We start from the raw sequence: 16565 nt of genomic DNA on the forward strand, positions 1-16565 counted from the left end.
GTGCGGATGACTGATGCACGCGCCCCGGTTGGGCCGCGACATCACCGCAAGACTTGGCGCACAGACCCCGGGCGCCAGGACCACACGATTTTGCCGTACGCGGATCACACCGGTCGTGCGCGCGACGTCCTCGCTCACGGTTGCCCGCCCTGCGAAACCCTTCGCGCCGATGTGGCCCACGTCCACCGCCGTCCGGCCCGCGTTCGTGACGATCGCGATACGCCCCTCTTTCTTGGGCCGGAGTGAGGTGATATCTACGCCCTTTCCGAATTTCGGTAAAGTGGAATATTTTTAGCCGCGCGGATTGACCGTTACCTTGGGTGTTTTGCCCGACGGGCAACGCAAGATATTGTGGCTCCATCCGGGACAAGGCTCCCCGTGTCCCGGACGCGCTGCAACGCTCTTCGCGTTGCTGCGCAGAGCCGGGACCCAGCAGGCCGCGGCATTCGCTGATGAATGGGCCCCGGCTCTGCAGCGCATCACACCCGACGATGCTTCGCATCGCCGGGAGTGCTGCGCAGCGTCCGGGGCACGAGAGCGGAGGTTGCTCCGAGCTAGTGCCTCACCACCAGCACCGAGCACTTCGCATAACGCACGACGTGCCCGGCATTGGAGCCGAGAAAATAGGTGCGCATCGCAGGCCGGTGCGAGGTCATGACGATCAGATCGGCCTTCATCTGCACGGCTTCCTCCAGGATCTCGTGGTAGATGCCGCCCTGGCGCACCACGCTGGAGATGTGTCCCGCCTCGATGCCTGACTCCCGCGCGATGATGGCGAGGGCTTCCTCCGAGGTCTGGCGCTGCTGCTCGTCGAAATCGGCCGGCACGTATTCGGCCAGCATCACCGGCGTCATCGGCAGCACGTTGAGCAGGCGTATCGATCCGTTCCAGTTCTGCGACAGTGTCGTCGCGGTCGCGATCGCCGGCTTGGCGAGATCGGTGTCGGCGAGGTCGATGGGCACGAGAATGGACTTGAACATCTGCGCCTCCAATCTTCCGGTCAGGAAGTCTTGTGACCAGGCTGGTTCAACCGGTCGAGACGGCGCCCGCGCGTCTCAGCCCGATCGAAGCAGCCTGGGGCTGACGAACAGCACCAGCTTGCCGCGGCGGTAGGCCACGTCCCCCCAATCCTTGACGTCAAAGTCGAAGATCGCAAGCCCCGCTGTGGGCAGATTGTCGGCGAGCGCCTTGGCGGAGGCGGGATCGCCGCCACCCATCAGCATCAAGGCGGCCTCGTGCATGCCGGGATTGTGGGCGACCAGCAGCAGCTGCTTGGGGTCGGCCGGGGCGGTTGCAGTGCGAATGGTCTCCAGGATCTGCGCGGGATCGGCGCCATAGAGTTCCGGCAGAATTTCGACCGCAGGCGCCGGGACGCGGTCCTTCATCGTCTCCCAAGCCGTGTCCCAGGTCTGCCTGGCACGGACGGCGTGCGACACCAGCACGGTCTCCGGGAAGGGCGGATGGGCGGCGATCCAGTCCCCGATCTCGGCCGCGTCCTTGTGGCCGCGGTCGTCGAGGCGGCGATCCTGGTCACGGCCGCTCGGCGCGTCAGTCTCGGTCTTGGCGTGACGCAGCAGCATCAAACGGCGCATGGCATTCCCGAATCGTTCAACGTCCAGAATAATCTACAGGCGCCGGTTGAGGACAAGGTGACAAGCGCCAGCTAGGCTTTAGGCTATCATTTTGAGCATGATCCTTTCGGAAAACCGCTTCACACTTTTCCGGATCATGCTCTAAGAAACGACATGAGCGAGACTTTCACAAGCGTGTCCCAGGAAGAAGCCGGCTTTCGCGACCGCGCACGGCTGTCGTTCGATCTCGATGCCGATATCTGCGTCATCGGGGCCGGGCTTGCCGGGCTCTCCATCGCGCTTGAGGCGGCCCGGCTCGGGGCCAGTGTCGCGGTGCTCGAGGGTCGCCATATCGGCTGGAACGCCTCCGGCAATCAGCTCGGCACGGTCATGCCGGGCTTTGCGCTGCCGCTCACCGAGCTGATCGAGCGGATCGGCTTCGAGGACGCGCGCGAATTGTGGACGCTGTCGAAGGAGGGCGCCGAGTTCGTGCGCGCCAACGCCTCCGAAGAGAACATGCCGGGGATCGGTTTGAGCGACGGCGTGCTGGAGGTCTCCAGCGTCGATGCCGGCGACCGGCTGATCAGCCGCTTGCAGATGCTGAACGAGGATTTCGACACCGAGGTCGAGGGCTGGCAGGTCGATCGCGTTCGCGAGGCGCTCAAGACCGATCATTACTTTCACGGCGTCCATTATCCCAAAGCGTTCCAGGTCGACGGCCGCAAATATGTGCATGGCCTTGCGGCGCTGGCGCGGCGCGCGGGCGCCCGCATCTTCGAGGATACGCCGGTCGTCAGCATCGATCATTCCGGCATCCGCAAGCGTATCGTCACACCCTCGGCGCGGCTGCGCGCAACGCATATCGTGCTCGCCGGCAACATCCATCTCGGCGCGCCCCTGAGGCGGCTGTCGGAGACATTGCTTCCGGTCTGGCGCTATGCGGGCGTCACCGCGCCGCTCGGCGAGCGCGTGCACGAGATCATCGCCTTCAAGGGGTCGGTGGTGGATTCCGATGGCGTCGACCATTTCCGTGTCGTCGACGGCGACCGGCTGATGTGGGAAAGCCCGGAGACCACCTGGGCCGCGCGGCCGCAGCGCTTTGCCGGCGCCGTCAGGCGGCGGATCCGATCGATTTTCCCCGAGCTCGGCAGTGTCGAGATCACCGACACGTTCGGCGGCGCCACCGGACAGACCGTGCACGGCATGCCGCAGATCGGCCAGCTGCGCAAAGGCCTGTGGGTGGCGAGCGGCTTCGGCCGACAGGGCATGAACACCTCCGCTATGGCCGGGCAATTGATCGCGCGCAGCATTTTGTGGGGCGACGAGCGCTGGCGGTTGTTCTCGCCGTTCGAGCTGGTCTGGGCAGGGGGCACCACGGGGCGGGTCGCGGGCCAATTGGTGGGAGTTTGGGGCAGGGCGAGTTCCGCCGCGGCAGGCTCGCTCGCCCGCTACCGGGAGCGGGCGCGGGTCAAGGACCGGGAACGCGAGGCGCGTCTGGCCGAAGCCAATCGGGCCGCCGGCACCGGTCCGCGCCGTCCGCCGTCCGGTGTCCGGCCGCGACCGGCCCCGCCGCCGAAACCGTCGGCCGAAGCCGTGGAACCTGTCCCGCAGGACCAGGACGCCTCGCAATAAGTTGAGAAGAATCCCGCCCGGAAGTGTAACGTCGGCCGTTAAAGCCCGTATCTCAGAGCGTGGACTTCCTGCGCACGGAGAATGAGATGTTTGACCGCCGCATCCTGTTGACGACTGTCGCCGGCCTGTTCGGCTTTTCTGCCTTCCGCTGGCTGAGCGGAACGCCTGCCGAGGCCGGAGAGAAGGCCGCGCAAAAATTCGAGATCGAGAAGACGGACGCCGAGTGGCGCGCCCAGCTCACGCCGCAGCAATATGAGATCCTGCGCAAGGAGGGCACCGAGCGGCCGGGCACCAGCCCCCTGCTGAAGGAGCACCGCAAGGGCGTATTCGCCTGCGCCGGCTGCGACCTGCCGCTGTTCGCCTCCGACACCAAGTTCGAGAGCGGCACGGGTTGGCCGAGCTTCTACCAGCCGATCGAGGGCAATGTCGGCAAGACCGAGGATCGCACCTTCGGAATGCTCCGCACCGAGGTGCATTGCAGGCGCTGCGGCGGCCATCTCGGCCACGTCTTCGACGACGGTCCGAAGCCGACCGGATTGCGTTACTGCATCGACGGTTTCGGGCTGGTCTTCCATCCGGCGGCGGCATCGGCCACGTAGGCTCTTTAGGTGACGCGTTTTCTTCACGCGAACCGGTGGCCACTTCGCTCGAAAACGCTATGCGATCCCGGCAATTGTTGCCGGTCCCGGCAATTGTGCCCCGGTCATCAGACCGGGGCTTTTTCATTAAAGCATTGATTTAATGAGAAAAACCGCATTGGCATAGCCTTTGCGACTGTCTCCCCGACTGCGGCCATGCGCTGGCGCCGCCGAGATCGGATCTGGAGACAAAGTTATGGGTATCTTCGATGCAATGAACACCTCGGTGGGTGGCCTGCAGGCGCAGTCCTACGCGCTGCAGAACATCTCCGGCAACATCGCGAACTCATCCACCACCGCTTACAAGGGCATCGGGACCAGCTTCGTCGATCTCATTCCCGACTCCTCGGTGCCGAGCAAGCAGGTCGCGGGCGGCGTGACGGCCAACGCCAAGGCCACCATCACCACGCAGGGCACGATCTCGGGCTCCACCGTCGCCACCAACATGGCGATCACCGGCGACGGCTTCTTCTCGATCCAGAAGGCGACCGGCATCGTCGACAATTTGCCGCAGTTCAGCGGGGTCACCTATTACACGCGGCGCGGCGACTTCCAGCTCAATGCCAACGGCAATCTGGTCAACGGCGCCGGCTACTACCTGATGGGCGTCACGGTCGACCCGAAGACCGGTAATCCGCAGGGCAACGTCGCGACCGTCCTCAAATTCCAGAACAACTTCATCCCGGCGCAGGCGACCACCTCGATCCAGTACGCGGCGAACCTGCCGACCCAGCCGAACACGGTCGCGAGCACGACTGCGGCGACCGGCACCCTGGTGGCCGCTGGCGGCCTCAATCCGTCCGACTTTTCGGCCAATCCGCTGCCGGTGGGCACGCCGCCCGCGCCCTATACCAGCGCGACCGTTTCCGGTGCAGCCGCCACGGGCAACATCCGCACGCCCTACTCATCGTCGACGGGGACGGGCACGGTTCCGCTCCAGAATAACTCGTCCGCGGTGGCATCGGGCAGCACTTCGCTCGACAATACAGTGGGCACGCATCTTGCCTCCAGCATCCTCACGGGGCTCAGCGGCCAGACGCTGACCATCAACGGTAATACGATCACCTTTAACGGCGGCACCACCGTCACAACGGCCGGCAGCAACACCACGATCGGTCTCGGCGCGGGCACGACGGCGACGGTGGCCAGCATCCTGAGCGCGATCCAGACTGCCGGCGGCGCCGGTGTCACGGCCTCGCTCTCCGCCAGCGGCAATATCCAGATCTCGAGCGGTACCGGCACCGACGTGGCGGTCAACAGCGGCACCGCAGCCACCGCGCTCGGCATCAGCAGCGTGACGCGCGGCGGCAACGTGCTGTCCTCGCCCGCGATCACCGGCGCCACGGCGCTGAGCGGCGCGGCGACGGCCGGCGGCGCAGAGGTGCTCTCGTCGGGCTTTGCGGCCGGCGATACCATCACGGTCGACGGTCAGACGTTGACCTTCATGACGTCGGGCGCAGCGGGCGCGAACCAGATCAACATCACCGACAACATCACGACCTTGCTCGGCAAGATCGACGTCCTCTCCGGTGCGACGGGGTCTTCTGTCAGCACCGGCGGCGTCATCACGATGAACACCGGCACCGTCTCCAACCTGTCGGTGGCCAGCTCCAACAGTGCGGCCTTCGCCGCGCTCGGCTTCACTTCGACCATCACCAAGAATCGTGACGGTGGCGGCACCGCCGGCACCGGCGGCGTGATCGGCAACGACATCGCGACGTTCACCAAGGAATCGATCAGCGGCGGTGCGGTGACCGCCTACAACGCCGCCGGCACGCCGGTGAACCTGCAGCTGCGCTGGGCCAAGTCCGACAGTGCCTCGCTGGGCGCGGGCCATGCCGACACCTGGAACATGTTCTACCAGACCGACCCGAATGCGACCGGCACGACGGTCGGCTGGGTCAACACCGGCCAAGCCTTCACCTTTGCCTCCGACGGCTCGCTGACCTCGCCGAGCGGCTCGGGTATCACCATTCCCAACGTCAGCGTCAGCGGCCAGTCGCTCGGCTCGGTCTCCTTCAACATCTCCTCGGGCGGACTGACGCAATATGCCAGCACCAGCGGCGCGGTGACCATCAACACCATCACCCAGAACGGCTACGCCGCCGGTCAGCTCCGCTCGGTCGCCGTCAACAACAACGGCCTGGTGGTCGGGACCTTCTCCAACGGCCAGAACCTCGACCTCGCACAGGTGTCGTTGTCGCACTTCAACGGCACCAATTACCTCAAGGCGCTCGACGGCGGCGCTTATGCCGCGACGGAACAGTCGGGGCCTGCGATCGACGGAGCCTCGGGCAGCATCAGCGGCTCGTCGCTGGAAGGCTCGAACACCGACATCGCCGACGAATTCACCAAGCTGATCGTGACCCAGCAGGCCTATTCGGCCAACACCAAGGTGATCACGACGGCGAATTCGATGGTGCAGGACCTGCTGAACGTGTTGCGCTGATCGGCGCGTGACGTAACCAAAGGCGGCTAGTCAACATGGGTTTGAGTTCAGCCCTCGCCAGTGCGATGAGCGGCCTGCGTGCCAACCAGGCCGCGCTCTCGATCGTGTCCTCGAACGTCGCGAATTCGCAGACGCCGGGTTACATCGTCCAGACGCCGAATCAGATCGAGGTCACCACCGGTGACTTCGGCTCGACGGCGATGACGACCGGCGTCAGCCGCGAGCTCGACACCTATGTGCTGAACCAGCTGCGCACCGAGACCGGCGGCAGCGGTTATGCCGACCAGATGGCCAACATCCTGAAGCAGCTTCAGAATGTCTATGGCACGCCCGGCAATAGCGGCACGCTCGAAACCTCGCTGAACAATTTCACCACGGCGTTGCAGGCGCTGTCGACCAGCGCAGGCTCGTCGTCGGCGCAAACGGTTGCCGTCGGTGCGGCGCAGGCATTGGCGCAGCAGCTCAACGTCACCACCAAGGGCATCCAGTCACTGCGCTCCAACGTAGAGCAGGATCTCGGCACCTCGGCACAGCAGGCCAACGCGTCGATGCAGCAGATCGCCGACATCAACACCAAGCTCCAGGGCCTGTCGGCAAACGACCCCTCGGCCGCAACGCTGATGGACCAGCGCGATCAGGCCATCAACACGCTGTCGAAATTCGTCGACGTCCGCGTCACGACTGACGGTTCGAACCAGGCCAACATCTACACCACCACCGGCATCCAGCTGGTCGGCGCCGGGCTTGCCTCGCAATTCACCTTTGCATCCGCCGGCGCGCTCTCGGCGACCTCGCTCTACAACATCGATCCGTCCAAGTCCGGCGTCGGTGCGCTCAACATCAAGCTGCCGAACGGATCGTCGGTCGACGTCGTCGCCAACAACGTGGTCTCTTCCGGCCAGATCGCGGCCGACCTGAAGCTGCGCGACCAGACGCTGGTGCAGGCGCAGAACCAGATCGACCAGCTCGCCGCGACGATGTCGAGCGCGATGTCCGACAAGACCACGGCCGGCAGCACGGTCTCCGGCCCGCCGGCCGGTTTCGACATCGACCTTGCCGGCGCGCAGCCGGGCAACACCGTCAACTTCACCTACACCGACACGACCACCAACACCCAGCGCCAGGTCACGCTGGTCAACGTGGCCGATCCGGCGGCGCTGCCGCTCCAGAATGCGACCAACGCCAACCCGATGCAGATCGGCGTGAACTTCTCCGGCGGCATGGGCGCGATCGCCGCGGCGCTCAACACCGCGCTATCAAGCTCGCACCTGACATTCGCCGCCGCACCGTCGCCGGCGACGGCCACGACGCTGCGCATCACCGATGACAATAGCGGCGTCGCCAAGGTCAATTCGGCGTCCAGCACCAAGACGATCTCGTCGCTGACCTCCGGCAATCCGCAACTGCCGCTGTTCACCGACGGCGGGCAGGCGCTTTACACCGGGGCGATCACCGCATCGGGCTCGCAGATGACCGGCCTTGGCGGGCGCATCGCCGTGAATACGCAGCTGGCGAGCGATCCGACCAGGCTGTCGGTCTACAGCACCTCGCCGGTGACGCCAACGGGCGACACCACGCGTTCGGACTATCTCTATTCGCAGCTCACCAATGCGGTGTTCACCTATTCGCCGCAGAGCGGTCTCGGTTCGGCGAGCCAGCCCTTCACCGGCAGCGTCTCGAACTACCTCCAGCAGTTCCTCAGCGTTCAGGGCAATGCCGCGACGCAGGCGACCCAGCTTCAGCAGGGCCAGAGCGTCGTGGTCTCGACCCTCCAGGCGAAATTCAACTCGACCTCCAGCGTCAATCTGGATTCCGAGATGTCGAACCTGATCCAGCTTCAGAATGCCTATGCCGCCAACGCCCACGTCATGTCGGTGGTGCAGAGCATGATGAACACGCTGCTCCAGGCTCAAGTGTAACCAGTACAGGGCTCTGAAACATGTCGATCAGCAGCATCAACTACTCTTCGTCGGTTCTCGGCGCACAGATCCGCAACATCAATCAGCAGCTCACAGACCTGTCGACGCAGCTCTCGACCGGCAAGCTGTCGCAGAATTATTCCGGGATGGGCACCAACGAGGGCTTCGCGATCGCCGGGCGCTCGCAGATCTCCAACATCGCCGCCTATACCGACACGATGACCAACGTCAACGTCAGCATCAACCTTGCCAACACCGCGCTGCAGTCGCTGACGACAATCCGCAACACCGTGCAGACCGGCTCCGCCACCACCGCGCAGGATCTCAACGTCAACGGCCAGACCGTCGCGCAGAACACCGCCGCCGCGCAGTTCGGCTCGATGGTCGGCGTCCTCAACACGCAGTCGGGCAACCGCTATCTGTTCTCCGGGACGGCGTTCAACACGCAGTCGGTTGCCAATGCCGGCGACATCATCAACGGCACGACGACGCAGGCGGGGCTCAAGACCGTCATGGCGGAACGCCAGGCCGCCGACCTCGGCGCCAACGGCTTGGGCCGGCTGGTGCAGACGCAGCCGACGCCGAGCTCGGTGAAGGTGTCCGAGGACGTCGCGGGATCGCCGTTCGGGCTCAAGATTGCGGCGGTGTCCTCGACGCTGACCGGCGCGACCGTCACCGGCCCGAGCGGCTCGCCGGTGTCGTTCTCGGTCGATCTCAACGGCGTCAACCCGAACAACGGCGACAAGCTGAGCGTCCAGTTCACGCTGCCGGACGGCTCGACCGAGCAGATCGACCTGACTGCGTCCACGGCGACGCCGACGCCGCTCGGCAGCTTTGCGATCGACGCGAGCGTTCCGGTCAACCCGAACAATACCGCTTCGAATCTCAACACGGCGCTGAACACCGCGATCACCAAGCTCGCCAACACCTCGCTGGTGGCGGCATCCGCGATCACGGCCGGCGACAATTTCTTCAACACCGCGAGCTCGGCGATCGGCTCGTCCGTCAACAACCAGGCGGCGACGCCGGCACCCATCACCGGCGCTACGGCGCTGTCAGGCGCGAGCCCCTCGGATTCGATCTCGCCCGGCTTCGTCGCCGGCGACAGCATCACCGTCAACGGCACCACGCTGACCTTCGTCAGTTCGGGCGCGACCGGCAATCAGCTCAATGTCGGCGACAGCGTCCAGACGCTGATGGGCAAGATCGACGCGATCACCGGCACGTCGAAGCCTTCGACCGTGCATGGCGGTTCGATCACCATCAATACCGACGATGCGGCAAGCCTCAACATCACGACCTTGAACACGGGCGCGCTGGGGGCGCTCGGTTTCAGCTCGACGCCGGTCACCGCCACGCAGCCGCCGCTGCGCGTCGGCTCTTCGCCGGCGAGCTCGGCGACCACGCTGGTCAACGGCTCGGCCAATACCGTGAAATGGTACACCGGCAATGACGGGCCCGGCTCGCCGCGCTCGACCGCAGTGGCGCGGGTCGACGATTCCGTCACGGTGCAATATGGCGCGCAGGCTAACGAGGATGCGATCCGCAAGGAGTTGCAGGCGGTCGCCGTGTTCGGGACGTTCGCGACCTCGCCGACCGGGCAGTATTCGGGCGGGCAGGTCGCGGCGCTGAGCCTGCGCACGACCCAGGCGTTGACGAAACAGCCCGGCCAGCAACGCCTTGAAGACATCCAGACCGACCTTGCGATGGCCCAGAACACGATGAAGGACGCCGGCACGCGGCAGACCCAGGCCAAGGCGCAGCTCCAGTCCATCATCGACCAGGCGGAGTCGGCCTCGCCGGACCAGGTGGCGAGCGAGATCCTCTCGCTTCAGAACGCGCTCCAGGCCTCCTACCAAGTTACCTCGAACCTCTCGCAGCTCTCGCTCGTCAAGTTCCTATAAGGACGCATTAAGGCGCCGTTAACCATGCCTCTTTACCTCTTGGTGAGGATTTGAGCGGGGCGGAGCTGACAATGTCGGACAAGATGCAACTGGTGGTGGCGACGCCTTGCTTCGGCGGGCAGGTGTCGAGCATCTATGCGAGCTCGATCTTCGCGCTCCAGCGCGCCGTGCACGGTATGTCGAATCTCGGGCTCAAGGTGCTGCTGCGCGATGGCGACGCGCTGATCACGCGCGCGCGTGCCAATCTGGTCGCGATGTTCCTGGACGACCCCGACGCGACGCATTTCCTGTTCATCGACGCCGATATCGGCTTCAAGCCCGAGCAGGTGTTCCGGCTGATCGAGTGTGGCGCCGATGTCGTTGCCGGCTGCTATCCGATCAAGCGGGTCAACTGGGACAAGGCGAAGCGGGCGGTCGAGTCCGGCCGCACTGACGTGCCGGCCGCATCGCTCGACTACGTGCTCGAGATCGAGGACCCCGACCGCATCGTGGTGGTCAACGGTTTTACCCGCGTGCGTTATGCCGGCACCGGCTTCCTGATGATCCGCCGCCAGGCGCTGGAGGCGATGTGCCGTCATCCGGACTATGCGAACCTGCAATTCTTCCGCGAGCACTCGCACGATACGCTTGTGGCGAGCCAGAACCGGTTCGCGCTGTTCGAATGCATGATTGAACCGGCGACCGGTACCTATCTCTCCGAGGATTTCGCTTTCTGCAAGCGCTGGACCGATATCGGCGGCGAGATCTGGGCCGACATCCAGAGCTCGCTCGACCATGTTGGGCCGTCGGTGTTCCACGGCGACATCGCTTCGCAGTTCGCAGCCGCGCCCGTGGCCGCTGCCGCCGACGCGGCGTGAGCGTTCCGGGATGAGCACCGGCGCATCCCGACTGTCAGCCGAGGGACGCGCCCCCGACGGCGGCTCGCGCTACCGTCTGCGTGATCTCTTCACACCGCTGGATACGCTGCTGGTCTCCGGCGGGGATCTGCGGCTGGCGCTGGATGCGAGCGATCGCGTCAACGCCTATGGCTGTGCGGCCTCGCCAGAGCCCGAGATCTGGAATTTCGCGTCTTCGACCGCGTCCACGATCTCGCAAGCGGCCTACGACCGCGCCGCGCTGGCGCGCGAAGAGCTGATGCACAGATGCCTGTTCGATGAGGTCGAAATCGCCTTCGATGCGCGCTGCGAAGACATGCGCGAGGAGTTGCGCGGCCACCTCCAGCTCTCGTCGCGCGTCGACATCGTGTTCTCGCCGTCCGGCACCGATTCCCAGCTTCATGCCCTGTTTCTGGCGCGTGCGGTGCTCGGCGCGCCGCCGGTGACGATCGTGGTCGGCGCGGATCAGACCGGCAGCGGCACGGTTCATACTGCGAGCGGGCACCATTTCAGCACGATGACGGCGAGCGGCCTTGCGGTACGCAAGGACGGCGCGGTGGCGGGGCTTGCAGGTGACGGAATCGCGGTGCCGCTGCTCGACACCGCGCCCGGCATTGCGATGCGCTCCGATGCGGATGCTGCGGTAATGCGTGCAGTCGAGACCAGCCTCGCGCAAGGCCGGTGCGTTTTCCTCCAAATCATGGATTCGTCAAAGCTCGGCTGGCGCGCGCCGAGCGCTGCCTGCCTCGATGAGATCGCGCGGCGCTGGCCGCGCAAGGTTCAGGTGGTCGTCGATGCCTGCCAGGCGCGGCTCGGCCGCCGCCGGCTGCGCGCCTATCTCGATCGCGGTTACATGGTGCTGATGACCGGCTCGAAGTTCTTCGGCGGCCCCGCCTTCAGCGGCGCGCTGCTGGTGCCGAAAGGCTTGTCGCGGTCGGTCGACCGGATCGGCGCGATCGCACCGGGCATCTTCGACTATGCCGGCCGCAGCGACTGGCCGATGGCCTGGACGGCGCTACGCTCGCGCTTCGAGCGCCGGCCGAATTTCGGTCAATGGTTGCGCTGGGAGGCGGCGCTTGCGGAGATCGGCGGCTATTATGCCGTGCCGGGCGCGTTTCGCGCCAAGGCGCTGGCCGGACTCGCGGCCGGCATCGACAGCATGATTGCATTGTCGCCGTCGCTTCGCTCCGTTCCGCACGTGGCCGAGAAGGCCGGCGGGGATGACGAGGAATTCGCGGCAACCACGATCTTTCCGTTCATGCTGTTACGCGACGGCAAGCCGGTTTCGGTCGCCGAAACCGGCGCCGTTCATCGGGCGCTGGCGCTTGACATGAACGAGGAGATCAGCGGCAGCGCGGCGGACCGCCAGGTCGCCGCACAACGCTGTCTCGTCGGCCAGCCGGTCCGGCTGGAGCGGCCGGACGAGGCGCCGCAGGCCGTGTTGCGCCTCTGTGTCGGCGCGCGGCTCGTCACCGAAGCCTGGTCGGCGGACGCCGCACAGGCGCAACGCAATTTGCAGCACCTGCTTGATCGCATCGCCCACGTCCTGGTGAAGATCGAGCTGTTGCTGGACCGTGCCGTCACAGCGCCGGCGAAGTTTGTGCTCGAGGTCTGAGATGCTGAATCCTGTTTCCACACCGAACTATTCCGACCGCATCGGCTTTGCGCAATTGACGCGCCGGGCCTTCGAGGGTGGCGATCTACATCCGTTGCGCGAGCACCTGCTGGCGCGGATCGCGGAGGGGACGGCCGAGGCGGGCGAGGGCCTGGATCTGTCGCTGGTTGCCCAGCTTCTCGGCGAGAAGGAAGCCGGGCTCGTGATCCAGACCGAGGTGCTCTCCTTCCATCAATTGTTTCGCACGCCTTGCGGGCTTCCGAAGCCTCGCCTGCGCGTGCTTGCGCTCGCGGCCGATATCGACATGGGCGGCAATACTCCGATCGAATTCCTGCTCGAAGGCTCCGACATCGAGCTGCTGACGCTTTACGTAATCAAGGGCATCGGCCTGCCGGAGACACTGCCCGATCACGACATCGCCATCGTGGTCGCCTCCGATTCCGAAGAATGCCGCGAGACACTCGCTGTGATCGAACAGGCTGCGCCAAGCTGGCCGCGGCCGCTGCTCAACCGCCCCGATCTCATCGGCAATCTCGATCGCGACAAGCTGTACCGCTTGCTGGCGGGCATATCCGGTCTCGACATTCCCGTGACCGCCCACGCGACGCGCGCGCAATTTTCGGAGCTTCTGGAAGGAAAGATCGCCTGCGCCGACATCACCGGCGAACTGCGCTTTCCGATGATCGTGCGGCCGCGCGGTACGCATGCCGGCGTCGGTCTCGCGAAGATCGACGATGCTGCGGCGCTCGCAGCTTATCTCATCGAGCGGCAAGAGCAGGACTTCTTCGTCGCGCGCTTCGTCGACTATGCGAGCGCCGACGGGCTTTACCGCAAATATCGTCTCGCCATGGTCGACGGAAAACCCTACGCCTGCCACATGGCGATCGCCGACCGCTGGGACATCTGGTATCTCAACGCCTACATGGCGTTCAGCGAAGAGAAGCGGGCTGAAGAAGCCGTCTTCATGATCGACTTCGACAGCGGTTTCGCCGCGCGTCATCGCAGCGCGCTCGACGAGATGAGCAAGCGCGTGGGCCTCGACTATTTCATCGTCGATTGCGCCGAGAACCGCGACGGTGAGCTGCTGGTGTTCGAGGCCGACAACACCGCCGTCGTGCACAACATGGATCCTCCGTCCGTGTTTCCCTACAAGCCGCCGCAGATGCGCAAGATCTTTGCCGCGTTCACCGCGATGCTGTCGCGACACGCCGAGATGGGCCACAAGGCCGGCGAGGAGAGCGCAGCATGAACGAGATCATCCGCAATACGCAAAGCTCCGTCGCGCACACCTCACTCGATCCGCAGGACTGGAACGAATTTCGCGCGCTCGCCCATCGCATGCTGGACGAGACCATCGATGGCATGGCCAATGTTCGTGCGCGTCCGGTATGGCAGCCGATCCCCGATGATGTCCGCGCGGCCATCAAGTCCGACGTGCCGCGCGAGGCCAGCGATCTCGCCGATGTCTACCGCGAATTCACCGAACATGTCGCGCCTTACGCGACCGGCAACGTTCATCCCGGCTTCATGGGCTGGGTGCATGGCGGCGGCACCGCGGTCGGCATGCTCGCCGAGATGCTTGCGGCTGGCCTCAACGCCAATCTCGGCGGGCGCGATCACATGCCGATCGAGGTCGAACGCCAGATCGTCGACTGGATGCGCCGTCTGTTCGCCTTCCCGGAGAATGCGAGCGGCATCTTCGTCACGGGCACGTCGATGGCCAATCTGATGGCTGTGCTGGTGGCGCGCACAGCTGCGCTCGGCCGGCTGGCGCGGCAATACGGTATCGGCAATGATGGCGCGCTGCTCACCGCCTACACGTCGCGGGCCGCGCATGGTTGCGTATCGCGGGCAATGGACATCGCCGGGCTTGGCAGCGATGCGTTGCGCAAGATCCAAATCGACGCCGACCATCGCATCGACGTCTCCGCGCTCCGTGCACAGATCGCCGTCGACCGCGAGGTCGGCTTCAAGCCGTTCCTTGTCGTCGCATCGGCCGGGACCGTCGATATCGGCGCGATCGACGATCTCAAGGCCATCGCCGCGCTGTGCCGCGAGGAGGGAATCTGGTTTCACGTCGATGGCGCTTTCGGTGCGCTCGCAATTCTCTCACCCGAGCTCGCACCGCAGCTCGGCGGCATTGAGCTTGCGGATTCCATTGCGCTCGACTTCCACAAATGGGGACAGGTGCCCTACGACGCCGGCTTCCTGCTGGTGCGCGACGGCGAGCAGCATCGGCAGGCCTTTGCCCAGCCGGCAGCCTATCTCAGCCGCGAGGCGAGGGGGCTTGCCGCGGGCGCGGTCTGGCCCTGCGATCTCGGTCCCGATCTGTCGCGCGGTTTCCGCGCGCTGAAGACCTGGTTCACGCTGAAGACGTTCGGCACCGACCGGCTGGGTGCGGTGATCACGCGAAGCTGTGCGCTGGCGAAATATCTGGAAGCGCGCGTATTGGCCGAACCTCGGCTGGAATTGCTGGCGCCGGTGAACCTCAACATCGTCTGCTTCCGCTATCGCGCTGGCGATGCGGTCAATCGCGAGATCGTCGCCGACGTCCAGGAGTCCGGCATTGCGGCGCCGTCGAGCACCACGCTGGACGGCAAGATCGCGATCCGCGCCGCCATCGTCAATCATCGCACCGAGGAGACGGATATCGATGCGCTGGTCGCGGCCGTGCTGGAGTTTGGCGGACGGCGCAGCGGCGGCGTAATCGAGGTCGAGGCGCCGCCGCTCGCGGCGCAGTGACGTCGGGCCCCTAAAACGAAAACGCCCCGGACTGGTCCGGGGCGTTTTCGTTCGGATGTTGCGAAGCGCTCAGGCGGCCGAGCTGACGTCTTCCTTGACGTCCTCCTTGGGATGGGTGGCCTCGAACTGCTCCCGCAGCTTGTCTTCATAGACGATCAGCTTGCGGGCATCCTTCAGCGCCCGGTAGAGATCGCCGCTCATGATGTGATTGTTGATGTCCTCGATGATCGGCCAGGCGCTCGGCACGGCGGTGACGATGTCGCGCACCAGGTTGAAATAGGTTCCGTGCTGGCCCTGCGGATCCGGCGAGATGTACATGAGCTGGACCGCCAGATAGACGAGCTTGGCGGGCGTGTCGGCGGTCTCCGGCGTGAGGATGTCGCGCTCGCGCAGGATCGGCACGTTGTCGCCGTCGATCAGAAGGCGGGCGCGCTGGTCGGTGTTGGTTATCACGCAGTTACCGACGATGATGCGTTCGTGCGGTCTCAGCTCGACCTTGAGGGCCATGCCAGTTCTCCATCAACGCTTTCGTAACCGAGCGCGTGTTGCGGCGGATCAGGGCGCAATACTCCATCAAGACTAGTTAACGAGTTGTAAATCCGGGTCTTTCGCGCGAAAAAGCCTAATCATTTCAATGGCGGAATCGTGCGGCAGCGCGATGGCAAGTGGCGGTTGCCCTTCCGAATCATCCCGCGACTCAGCAAAAGCCCCGTTTTCATTTCATGCTTCGTTAGATTCTCGGGGCCACGGTCCGCCGGTCGCTGGGTCACTCTCGATCCAAGCAGACGCGTAACAGTAGCGTTGTTTACCAGAAAGGTAACACCCAATGTCCGGTATCGTTCTCTCCTCCTCGGTTCGTCAGAACCTCCTCTCCCTCCAGTCCACCGCTGATCTTCTCGCCACCACGCAGAACCGTCTGTCGACCGGCAAGAGCGTCAACTCGGCCCTGGACAATCCGACCAACTTCTTCACGGCCCAGTCGCTCGACAACCGTGCCAGCGACATCAACAATCTGCTCGATGGCATCGCCAACGGCGTGCAGGTGCTGCAGGCTGCCAACACCGGCATCACCTCGCTGCAGAAGCTGATCGACAGCGCCAAGTCGATCGCCAACCAGGCGCTGCAGACCACTGTCGGCTATTCCTCCAAGTCCAACGTCTCCACCACGATCGCTGGCGCGACCGCGTCCGATCTGCGTGGCACGACGACCTATGCGAGCT

The 16565-nt window shown here is 65.0% G+C and carries 12 protein-coding genes and 1 pseudogene; 10 read left to right on the top strand and 3 right to left on the bottom strand.

Going from position 1 to position 16565, the window contains the following annotated elements:
* Nucleotides 1–554 precede the first annotated feature (554 nt).
* Both IVB29_RS33885 and IVB29_RS33890 read right to left on the bottom strand, forming a co-directional pair.
* The gene (locus IVB29_RS33885) at nt 555–980 is read right to left on the bottom strand and encodes a universal stress protein (protein WP_247507772.1); all 426 of its coding nucleotides are present in this window, start codon (nt 978–980) and stop codon (nt 555–557) included.
* Between the two features lie 75 nt (nt 981–1055).
* Nucleotides 1056–1592: a histidine phosphatase family protein gene (locus IVB29_RS33890; RefSeq protein WP_247507773.1), complete on the bottom strand. Its 537-nt coding sequence runs from the start codon at nt 1590–1592 to the stop codon at nt 1056–1058.
* Nucleotides 1593–1745: 153 nt separating this feature from the next.
* Here IVB29_RS33890 and IVB29_RS33895 point away from each other — a divergent pair, with 153 nt between their 5' ends.
* From IVB29_RS33895 to IVB29_RS33935, 9 genes are all read left to right on the top strand, one after another.
* Complete coding sequence (locus IVB29_RS33895; protein WP_247507774.1) at nt 1746–3203, top strand: FAD-binding oxidoreductase; 1458 nt, start codon at nt 1746–1748, stop codon at nt 3201–3203.
* An 86-nt stretch (nt 3204–3289) separates the two neighbouring features.
* Entirely contained in the window at nt 3290–3802 is a 513-nt protein-coding gene (gene msrB / locus IVB29_RS33900; protein ID WP_247507775.1) for a peptide-methionine (R)-S-oxide reductase MsrB, read from the top strand.
* Nucleotides 3803–4037: 235 nt separating this feature from the next.
* Nucleotides 4038–6290: a flagellar hook-basal body complex protein gene (locus tag IVB29_RS33905; protein WP_247507776.1), complete on the top strand. Its 2253-nt coding sequence runs from the start codon at nt 4038–4040 to the stop codon at nt 6288–6290.
* A gap of 35 nt (nt 6291–6325) precedes the next feature.
* A complete protein-coding gene (flgK, locus tag IVB29_RS33910; RefSeq protein ID WP_247507777.1) occupies nt 6326–8209 on the top strand; it encodes a flagellar hook-associated protein FlgK in 1884 nt (627 codons plus the stop codon).
* Between the two features lie 20 nt (nt 8210–8229).
* On the top strand, nt 8230–10113 hold the full coding sequence (locus IVB29_RS33915) for a flagellar protein (RefSeq protein ID WP_247507778.1): 1884 nt from the start codon (nt 8230–8232) through the stop codon (nt 10111–10113).
* Between the two features lie 71 nt (nt 10114–10184).
* On the top strand, nt 10185–10970 hold the full coding sequence (locus IVB29_RS33920; RefSeq protein ID WP_247507779.1) for a hypothetical protein: 786 nt from the start codon (nt 10185–10187) through the stop codon (nt 10968–10970).
* 10 nt (nt 10971–10980) lie between these two features.
* Entirely contained in the window at nt 10981–12603 is a 1623-nt protein-coding gene (locus IVB29_RS33925) for a hypothetical protein (RefSeq protein WP_247507780.1), read from the top strand.
* 1 nt (nt 12604) lies between these two features.
* Complete coding sequence (locus tag IVB29_RS33930; RefSeq protein ID WP_247507781.1) at nt 12605–13852, top strand: hypothetical protein; 1248 nt, start codon at nt 12605–12607, stop codon at nt 13850–13852.
* Complete coding sequence (locus IVB29_RS33935; RefSeq protein WP_247507782.1) at nt 13849–15345, top strand: aspartate aminotransferase family protein; 1497 nt, start codon at nt 13849–13851, stop codon at nt 15343–15345. Before IVB29_RS33930 ends, IVB29_RS33935 begins: the two co-directional genes overlap by 4 nt.
* A gap of 69 nt (nt 15346–15414) precedes the next feature.
* Here the strand turns inward: IVB29_RS33935 and flbT are convergent, their stop codons facing one another.
* Entirely contained in the window at nt 15415–15852 is a 438-nt protein-coding gene (gene flbT / locus IVB29_RS33940; protein WP_247507783.1) for a flagellar biosynthesis repressor FlbT, read from the bottom strand.
* A gap of 319 nt (nt 15853–16171) precedes the next feature.
* On the opposite strand from flbT, the pseudogene IVB29_RS33945 reads away from it, so the two are divergent.
* Nucleotides 16172–16565, top strand: a pseudogene (locus tag IVB29_RS33945) (flagellin); the annotation flags it as partial.

Source organism: Bradyrhizobium sp. 1, assembly GCF_023073315.1.
Classification (GTDB): Bacteria; Pseudomonadota; Alphaproteobacteria; order Rhizobiales; family Xanthobacteraceae; genus Bradyrhizobium.